The 9692-nt window shown below is 62.8% G+C and carries 6 protein-coding genes; 4 read left to right on the top strand and 2 right to left on the bottom strand.

Going from position 1 to position 9692, the window contains the following annotated elements; all coding sequences use genetic code 11:
- Nucleotides 1-345: FAD-dependent oxidoreductase (locus WEA77_RS15925; RefSeq protein ID WP_368068852.1), on the bottom strand; the 345-nt coding region annotated here is incomplete at its 3' end.
- Nucleotides 346-563: 218 nt separating this feature from the next.
- Here WEA77_RS15925 and WEA77_RS15920 point away from each other — a divergent pair.
- From WEA77_RS15920 to WEA77_RS15910, 3 genes are all read left to right on the top strand, one after another.
- A complete protein-coding gene (locus WEA77_RS15920; protein WP_368068851.1) occupies nt 564-1925 on the top strand; it encodes an ammonium transporter in 1362 nt (453 codons plus the stop codon).
- A gap of 215 nt (nt 1926-2140) precedes the next feature.
- The gene (locus WEA77_RS15915) at nt 2141-4591 is read left to right on the top strand and encodes a DNA translocase FtsK (protein WP_368068850.1); all 2451 of its coding nucleotides are present in this window, start codon (nt 2141-2143) and stop codon (nt 4589-4591) included.
- Between the two features lie 329 nt (nt 4592-4920).
- The gene (locus WEA77_RS15910; RefSeq protein WP_368068849.1) at nt 4921-7584 is read left to right on the top strand and encodes a M14 metallopeptidase family protein; all 2664 of its coding nucleotides are present in this window, start codon (nt 4921-4923) and stop codon (nt 7582-7584) included.
- A 114-nt stretch (nt 7585-7698) separates the two neighbouring features.
- On the opposite strand, the gene WEA77_RS15905 is transcribed toward WEA77_RS15910, so the two are convergent.
- Nucleotides 7699-8715, bottom strand: a complete 1017-nt coding sequence (locus WEA77_RS15905; protein ID WP_368068848.1) for an aldo/keto reductase — start codon at nt 8713-8715, stop codon at nt 7699-7701.
- A 375-nt stretch (nt 8716-9090) separates the two neighbouring features.
- Here WEA77_RS15905 and WEA77_RS15900 point away from each other — a divergent pair.
- Nucleotides 9091-9692, top strand: a 602-nt coding sequence (locus WEA77_RS15900) for a TonB-dependent receptor plug domain-containing protein (protein WP_368068847.1), incomplete at its 3' end; no start/stop codon positions are given.

Below are 9692 nucleotides of genomic sequence, written 5' to 3'. Positions count from 1 at the left end.
CGGTTCACCTTTGGCATCGGCTTCGAGGTCGCGGGCGGAGAAGCCCGCATGCGGCGCGCCAAACCAGTGGCCGCCGCCGTCTTCGGCGTCCAGTCCGTTGAGCGGGGTCGTCTGGCCGTCCAGCGCCGGGCCGATACCGGTGGCGCGCAGCAGGCGCCAGCTTCCGCGCACGATCGCAAATGTCCGCGTATCTGTTGCATTTGAGCCAGATGCAGGCCGGCCATCGATCAGGGTGACGGCGAACCCTGCCTGCGCCGCCAGGATTGCCAATGAGGTGCCGACCGGGCCAGCGCCGACCACGGCAAGCTCGGTTCTGGGGGGAAGGCCGGATCCGGTTTCACGCATGTAAATGAGGTAGCGATGCTGCAGTGCGGCGTCCAGCTATGGCACCGAATTGGGCGTTTGGCCGCAAGCGTGCACAAGCTTTAACCAACGGGCACTCGAATCAGGTCTTGCCGACGCGCGCCGTGCGACTTTTTCGGGCAGCCGAAATCATATCGGCTCCGGAAGAGCTCCGGGGGGTCCCGGCTCTGCAGGACTGTAACAGACAGAAGGAGGGGCCAATGGGCCAATTGACTGGACGATGGATGCGAGGGGCCATGCTTGCCCCGGTATTACTGCTCACGGCAGGCTTGGCCTGGGCACAGGAAGAGGCCCCCTTGAGCCTCGAGGAGCGGCTCGCCGCACTTGAAACGGCGACTTTGGTCCCCGCCTATGTCGACAACAGCTACCTGTTCCTGATCGGCGGCCTCGTCGTCATGTTCATGGCGGCCGGGTTCTGCATGCTCGAAGCCGGTCTCGTGCGGTCCAAGAACGCCGCCATGCAGTCTATGAAGAACGTCCTCCTGTTCTCGATTGCAGGCCTGATGTTCTGGCTGACGGGCTACAACCTCGCCTATCCGGGCGATGCCACCATTTTTAACGGGATGCTCCCGACCAATCTCGCCATCTGGGAACCGGCGCCCCTCGAAGAGGCCAATGGCGGATACTCATCCAGCTCCGACTGGTTCTTCCAGATGGTGTTCGTGGCCACCGCCGCGTCGATCGTCTCGGGCACCGTCGCCGAGCGCATCAAGCTCATCCCGTTCCTTCTGTTCACCGTTGTCCTTACGGCGCTGATCTATCCGGTCGTCGTTTCCTGGGAATGGGGCGGCGGGTATCTCGACACGGTCTGGAGCTTCTCCGACTTTGCGGGCTCTACACTCGTCCACTCGGTCGGCGGCTGGGCGGCGCTCACCGGCGCCATTATCATCGGCGCCCGCCGGGGCAAGTATACCGGCGGTCACGTCAACCCGATGCCAGGCTCGAACATCCCGCTGGCGGCGCTTGGCACGCTCATCCTCTGGCTTGGCTGGTTCGGCTTCAACGGCGCCTCGCAGCTCGCGGCCGGCACGATCACCGACATCAACTCCGTGTCGAAGATCTTCGCCAACACCAACATGGCCGCAGTCGGCGGCTGCCTCGCGGCGGCCATCACCACCGCCATCCTCTACAAGGGCAAGATCGACGCAACGATGGTCTTCAACGGCGTCATCGGCGGTCTCGTGTCGATCACCGCTGAACCGCTTGCCCCGACAATGGCCCAGTCGGTCCTGATCGGCGGCGTCGGCGGCGTCCTCGTCGTCCTCGCCGTGCCGCTGCTCGACAAGCTGAAGATCGACGATGTCGTCGGCGCCATCCCGGCCCACCTTGTGTGCGGTATCTGGGGCACGATGATCGTGCCGTTCACGAACAGCGGGGCGAGCTATGCCGGCCAGGGTGTCGGCGTCGCGCTTACCGGCGTGTTCGTAGTGGTCGCCTCGGCCATCGTCTGGTTCGCCCTCAAGTTCACGATCGGCGTACGCGCCAGTGAAGAGGAAGAGCAGATGGGTCTCGACCGGACGGAAGTGGGTCTGGAAGCCTATCCGGAGTTCTCCAGCCGCTGATCCGGCCAATTATCTGAACGGGGGCGCCCCGGTGGAGAAATCTGCCGGGGCGCCCTGCTTTTTGCTTTCATAAAATTAAGCACTGCCGATTCCCGCAGAATCAGGCCTTCCGCCCAGAAAAACTGCGAATTCCACAGGTTCTGTTTGCGCCATGTTAAGGCTAACGGGCGAAACCTTACGCTCCGTCTTTCGCCAAACCCGGAGCGCTTCCCGTTATGAAAGATTTCGCCATCCGAGAAGATGAGGCGCTGCGCACAGTGAGCGATCCGGTCTGGCGGATCCTCACGGGCGCTGCCGCATTCGGGGCAGGGGTCTTTGTCTGTGGCAGTGTCGGCTCCTATGTGCCGTCCGACCCGAGCTGGAACGCCGCCACCGATGTCAGCGTGCAGAACCTGTTTGGCACCACCGGCGCCGTGTTTGCCGATGTCGCCCGCCAGGTCTTCGGCTGGTCCGGCTGGATCGCCGGCCTGGCCCTGATGATCGGCGGCGCCATGCGCGCCGTGCTCGTCGGCAAGCCGCGCGTCCGCCGCTGGGTTTATGGCGCCATCGCCGTGCCACTGTCGGCCGCAGCCTTCGCCGCCTGGCCCGTGCCCGAAACCTGGCCGCTCAGCGCCGGCCTCGGCGGCATGTTCGGCGACGGCGTGTTCAATCTAACCGTGCTGCCTTTCCGCGCCCTGATGTTGCCGGCGCCCGAAAGCTGGGCTGCCTTCCTGCTCGGCGGCGTCGCCCTCTGGGCCGGCCTCTCTGCTCTCGGCTTCCAGCGCCGCGACGCACAGCTCCTCCAGGAAACCGCCGCCCGCTCCGGCAAGACGGCCGTGGTCGGCGCCGCCGGCCTCGGCGGCTTCCTCATCCGCATCGGCCATTCGCTCGCCGACCGCAAACCCCTCCGAATGGACGAGCCGGTCTCCAATGCCCGTACCCTGATCATCAAGCATGACGACGATTACGTCCCGTCCTCGCGCTACCTGCCGTCCGATGACGAGGATGAAGACGACAGCCGCTACGTCAATGCTGCCTGGGACGAGGACGAAGACGTCGAGGAAGCTGAAGCCGCCCCGCCACCGCCAGGCCTGCGTTTTGCCGTCCCGCGCCCGGCGCCGAAAGCCACCAATGGCCCGAAGGTCGCCGCGCCGACCCGCCGCCGCACCTCGACACGCCTGCCATCGCTTGACCTCCTCCAGGTTCCCGAAGAGCGCCGCGAAACCTTTGACGAGGACGCGCTCCTCGCGAAAGCCGAGCGCCTCTCCTCGGTGCTGAAAGAGTTCGGCATCCAGGGCCGCATCAAGGAAGTGCGCCCCGGCCCGGTCATCACCCTGTTCGAGATGGAGCCGGCTCCCGGCGTCAAATCCTCGCGCGTCATCACGCTCGCCGACGACATCGCCCGCTCGATGAGCGCTGTCTCCGCGCGCGTCGCTGTCGTCCCCGGCAAGAACGCCATCGGTATCGAGCTGCCGAACGACGAGCGCGAGAAGGTTTTCCTGCGCTCCATCCTTCAGTCGGACGCCTATGTGAACTCGCGCGCTTCGCTGCCCGTCGCCCTCGGTGAAGACATCGGCGGCCAGCCCACCGTGGTCGACCTCGCCCGCATGCCGCACCTGCTCGTCGCCGGTACGACCGGTTCGGGTAAATCGGTTGGCGTCAATGCGATGATCCTGTCGCTGCTCTATCGCCACACGCCGCAACAGGTCCGCCTGATCCTGATCGACCCGAAGAAGCTCGAATTCACCGTCTATGAAGGCATCCCGCACCTCCTGGCCCCAGTCATCACCAAGGCGCCGGAAGCCGTCAACGCGCTCAAATGGGCCGTGCGCGAAATGGAAAACCGCTACGAACTGATGTCGAAGGCAGGCGTGCGCAATCTCGCTGGCTTCAACGAGAAAGCCTCGAAATACCGCGCCGCCGGCGAGCCGCTGGTGCGCAAGGTCCAGACCGGTCTCGACGAACGCGGCAAGCCGATGTTCGAAACCGAGATGCTGCCTATCGACCATATCCCGCAGATCGTTGTCGTGATCGACGAGATGTCGGACCTGATGGTCGTCGCCGGCAAGGAAATCGAGGGCTGCCTGTTGCGCCTCGCCCAGATGGCCCGCGCTGCCGGCATCCACCTGATCACTGCCACGCAGCGTCCATCCGTGGACGTCATCACTGGCACGATCAAGGCGAACTTCCCAACCCGCATCTCCTACATGGTCACCAACAAGGTCGACAGCCGCACCATCCTCAACGAGCAGGGCGCCGAACAACTGCTTGGCAACGGCGACCTTCTCCACCAGGAACCCGGCAAGAAAACCCAGCGCCTCCACGGCCCCTTCGTGTCCGACGAGGAAGTCTGCTCGGTCGCCGACTGGCTGCGCGAGCAGGGTGAGCCGGACTATGTCATGGACATCGTCGAGGCCAAGGAAGACGGCTCCTCCGGCTCCCCGGTCATGGACGCCATGCTCGGCATGAGTGACGGCGGCGGCGACGATGACGACGCGCTCTTCTCCGAAGCCGTCTCGGTCGTCATCCGCGACCAGCGCGCCTCCACCTCCTATCTCCAGCGCCGCCTCAAGGTCGGCTACAACAAGGCCGCCGGTCTGATTGACCGCCTCGAGGAAGAGGGTGTCGTCTCGGCCCCCAACCACGCCGGTAAACGCGAAGTCCTCACCAAGGCGAAGGCTGCTTAGCGCAGGCACGCTTTACAGACTTTGGTGGGAAACAAAGGCAAAGGCCCCTGACCTCCCGTAGATGGAGGCAGGGGCCTGATCGTCTTTGGGCCGGTGCGCCGCGAAGCGCTGACCGCTTGTCGCTGCTGCCTGGCGCGCAAGTGTCCAGAATGCAGCCGCGTGCAAATGGCGCAAAGCGCAGTGCCGAAAGAGACCTGCTGTTGACCTGCTGGCGAACTGGTCGCTTGCGGTGCCTTGAGCCTTTTTTTCGCCGCGGCGTTTGACTCAACCAGGCTTTTTTGTTGCTTGATTGCGATCATATGGGGCGCGAAATGACACGATTGTTTGGAATGGCGTCAGCTGCCGGGTCGGCCGCGCTGCTGATGTTTTTAGCTTGTATTGGCGCGGAGGCGCAAACCACCGGGCAGGCCGTCTATGATCAGGCCATCCCCGCGCTCAAGGACATTGTCGGACATGCTTCAGGTGAAGCCATCACGTCACCGGACGAGATCCTTGCCTATTTCGAAGCGCTCGCCCTGGCTGCGCCGGATCGGATACGGATCGAAAACTATGCAGAATCCTGGGAAGGGAGGCCTCTGTTTTACGCGGTTATCTCAGCGCCCGGGACACTCGGACGTCTCGACGCGGTCAAGACTGATATGGCGCGCCTTGGCTCAGGCGCGCCGCTTTCAGACGCCGAGCGCAATGAACTTGTCGAGCGAACACCCGCAATCGTCTGGATCGCGGGCGGTGTGCACGGCGATGAGATATCGCCGCCCGATAGCGCCGTTGCGCTCGCCTACCACCTGCTCGCGGCGAATGACGATCCGCTGGTGGCACAGATACTTGATAAAACCGTCGTCATCATAGACCCGCTGCAGAACCCCGATGGCAGAGCGCGTTTCATCCAGAGTTTCCGCTCGGCGCTTGGCCTGGAACCGCAGGCTGACCGGTTCTCGGCAGAGCACGATCAACCGTGGCCGGGCGGGCGAGTGAACCACTACCTGTTCGACCTGAACCGAGACTGGTTTGCAAGGACACAGCCCGAAACCCGCGGCAAGGTTGCAGCCGTTGTCGGCTGGCACCCTCTGGTCTTCGTGGACTCCCATGAAATGGGCGGCGACGAGAGCTATTACTTTCCGCCCGCCGCAGATCCATATAATCCGCTGATCACAGTCGAACAGAAGCAAAGCCAGGACAGGTTTGGACGAAATCGCGGCGCGTGGTTCGACCGTTTCGGAATTTCGTACTTCACCCGAGAAGTCTATGACGCATTCTACCCCGGGTACGGGGACATGTGGCCGACGCTAAACGGAGCCATAGCCCAGACCTTTGAGCAGGGATCTGCCCGCGGGCTCAAACTCACCAGGCGAAACGGCGACGAACTCACATTTTCGCAAAGCGTGTCCAACAACTTCATCGCCATGCTTGCTACGCTCGAGACCACTGCGGCCGAGGGCAAGCGACTGCTGGGGGATTATTCATCGTATCGGCGCCAGGCAGTTCTGGAGGGCGAGCTATCGCGAGAACGGTTTTATGTTTTTGATCTTTCGAAGCGGCGTTGGCAGGCAGAGGCGCTGGCGAGGAACCTCGCCGCCCAGAACATTATTGTTCGGCGATTGCCGCAAGGAAGCGAAGCGTGCGGCATAACTTTCGCGTCAGGGGCCCTTGTGATTGACAAGGCGCAACCGGCCGGGCGTCTCATCCGGGCGCTGCTTGAGGCGAACACGCCGCTGCCTGCCGACTTCATTGCCGAACAGGAATCTCGCCGAGAGCGCGGCCAGCCTCACGAATTGTACGATGTCACAGCCTGGTCGCTGCCGATCATGAATGGGATAGTCTCATATTCCTGCAGGAGCGTTTTGCTGTCTGGAGCCGGGACCGTGAGCGCGAGCGCGCCGATCCCGGCATTTGGACAGCCTGCGGACGGATTCGGCTATGCCATCCCATGGAGCGACGCAGGTCAGGCCCGGTTGACGCTCGCGGCGCTGGCATCGGGCCTCAAGGCTAAAGCGACAGATAAGGCTTTCCTGTCCAATGACAGAAGCTTCCCGGCGGGAACGGCTGTTTTTCCCGTCGCCGGCAATCCTGCCGATCTGGGCGAGCGCCTGATGAAGCTCTCTCAGGCGATTGGCGCCGAATTCGTTCCGCTCAAAAATAGCTGGGTTGAGAGCGGCCCAAACTTTGGAAGCGGGTCATTTGCCAGCATAACGCTTCCCCGTGTTGCATTGGCCTGGGATGAAGGCACGAGTGCGACATCTGCCGGTGCAACGCGATTTGTCATTGAGCGCAGCCTGGGTGTTCCCGTTTCGCCCATCCGCGTGCGCACGCTCGGTTCGGCAGATTTGTCGCTTTATGATGTGCTTATCATTCCCGAAACCACAGGCGCATTCAATCGGAACCTCGCAAGCGGCGGCGACAAACTGAAAGCATTTGTAGAACGGGGAGGGGTGCTAGTCGGGTTCGGGTCGGCAATCGACGTCCTTTCTGACAAGGATCTGGGCCTTCTGGACACTGTCCGCGAGGCAAGAGCCTCCGACGAAGAACGCAAGGACGAGACAGAACAGGATGCGCCGGTTGCGGGAACGCTAATAGCCGACGCGGCCGAGTACAGGAAAATGATCGAAGACCGGAAGGCCGACCCCGAGGCCGTTCCGGGCGTCATGGCGCTCGTCCTTGCAGATACAGATCATTGGCTCGCTGCGGGTTATGAAAGTGCTGCAGCACTCTATTCGGGCGATGCGATTTACCAGCCACTGAGTGAGGCGGATGGAACAAATGTCTTTCACTTTGCCGGTCCCGGAGAGTTACTCAAAAGCGGGTATCTCTGGGAACAGAATCGCCTTCAGCTTGCTTACAAGCCGTTTGTTATGGCGCAGCCCAAAGGCGACGGCATCGTCGTAGGCTTTACGCAAAGCCCTGTGACGCGGGCTTATCTCGGAGACCTGGAGCTGCTCGTTGCCAACGCCATCCTGTTCGGACCTTCAAGGGCAGAGGACGGTTCCGCTCGATAGCCCTCTCCCCCAGGCGCTGGGGCCCTTGCGAGCCTGGCGCCATGCTCCGGGCCACTGCGCACGGGCAGCGCTGTTTTAGCGGCTTGAGCCAAGCTTCCGAGGCCACGATCCGTCTCAGCCCATCGGATACAGGATATCTTTCGACACCTGGTCGCAGGCCTTCAGCACATCGGGTGAAAGTTCAAGGTCAATTGCCGCGAGAATGTCCGCCAACTGATCGTACCTTGAAACGCCGACAATCGTCGAAGCCACGAAGTCATGCTGCTTCGACCAGGCCGTCGCCAGCGTCACTACGCTGATGCCGGCGTCCGCCGCGATCTTCATGTAGCGCTCCGTCGCCGCCAGCGATTTTTCGTTGACGAAGCGTTTCGCCATCGCCGCCTGCCGGCCGCCAAGCTTCAGGTAGGAGGAGAACCGCGCGCCTTCCGGGGTCGCGCCGGCCTGGTACTTGCCGGAGAGCACACCGCCGCCGATGGGCGAGTAAGGGATCAGGCTGACGCCCTCTTCCTTGCACACCTTGGAGAGCGCATCCTCGAACCGGCGGTTATTCAGCGAGAAATTGTTCTGGATTGTCTGGTATCGCACCGTGCCGAGCCGTTCCGAGGTGGCGATCGATTTCATCAGCCCCCAGGCGTCTTCGTTCGAACAGCCCACAATCCGGACAACCCCCTCGCGCGCAAGTTCGTCCAGCGTGTCCATCGTCTCGTCATAGGCCGTGCCATGGTCCGGCCAATGCGTCTGGTAGAGATCAATGTAATCGGTCTGCAGGCGGTCAAGGCTCGCCTCTACCGCGCGGCGGATATTGTGCCGGTCGAGCGCCGTCATCCCGGCGCGCTGCGATCCCTTGATCCAGCCATGCGAGGGCCCGCACACCTTGGTGGCGAGGATGATCGAGTCGCGGTCCTTGGTCTGCAGCCAGCGCCCGAAGATTTCCTCCGTCCGCCCGGCCCATTTTGCGTCCGGCGGCACGGGGTAGTTTTCGGCTGTGTCATAGAAATTGATGCCCGCCTCATAGCTCGCGTCGAGGATGCGGAAGGCCTCGGCCTCGTCGGTCTGCGCGCCGAAGGTCATCGTGCCCATACAGATGTCCGACACAAAGATGGGGCTCTTGCCCAGGCGGCGGTGTTTCATTCTCGGGATCCCTCAGGTTTCGGCGCCGGTTTAGCGCGCCCCCGCGCATTATGCCATCTGCCGCGTCTATGCCGCCCCCAGCTTTACCGGGCGCCCCCGCGCAGCCGGAATTTCGCCCGGCGTGGCATTGATGCCACATGTCAGGATTATCTCGGCTGGCGGAGTTTTGGAGCCCCATTGCCCAAATTTTGGGTTTTCCGCCTGTGTTCTGTGCAGTTTTGAGTTGTTTTGCACCTCGGGCCGCGGTGGAGGCGGGGCGCGCGGTGGACGCGCCCGATCAACGGGCACCTATTGAGCGTTGAACAACTTCAGGCTTGTATGGCTTACGTAAAGGCAACCCGCGGGGCGCGGGGTCGATGGGAGGAAATAATGAATATGAAACCGAAAAAATCAGCGTCGTCTGTGAAACAGTTCCTGACTTACACAGCCAGTCTCGGCGCCATGCTCGCTTTGGGCGGCGGCCTTCCGGCGCTCGCGCAGGAAGATGATCCGGCCGCAACGGTTGCGGCGCCAGAAGCCGACAGTGAGGCGCGCCAGGAAACCGTCACGGTCACCGGCAGCAGGATCCCGGCCGATCCGAACCTTACGTCCTCGGTCCCGGTCCAGTCGCTCGGCGAAGCCGACATCCGGCTCTCGGGCGAACTCAACCTCGCGGATATCGTCAACGATATTCCTGCGCTCGTTTCTTCGCTGACGTCTGAAAACTCGGCAACCGGCGCCAACGAACTCAATCTCCGGGGCCTTGGCGGCGAGCGCACCCTGACCCTCGTCAACGGCCGCCGGCACGTCGCCGGTTTCCGCGGCACGCAGGCGGTCGATATCGGCTCTATCCCCCGCGCGCTGGTCGAGCGGGTCGAAGTGACGACCGGTGGCGGCTCGGCCGTGTACGGCGCCGACGCCGTGACAGGCGTTGTCAACTTCGTCCTAAAAGATGATTTCGAAGGTTTCCAGCTGGATGCCCGCGGCGGCGTGTCGGG

The organism is Hyphomonas sp. (assembly GCF_040882205.1).
In the GTDB taxonomy this organism is placed as follows: Bacteria; Pseudomonadota; Alphaproteobacteria; order Caulobacterales; family Hyphomonadaceae; genus Hyphomonas.
The sequence above is the reverse complement of the archived record's forward strand: the minus strand, read 5'-3'. Positions and strand labels throughout refer to the sequence as shown.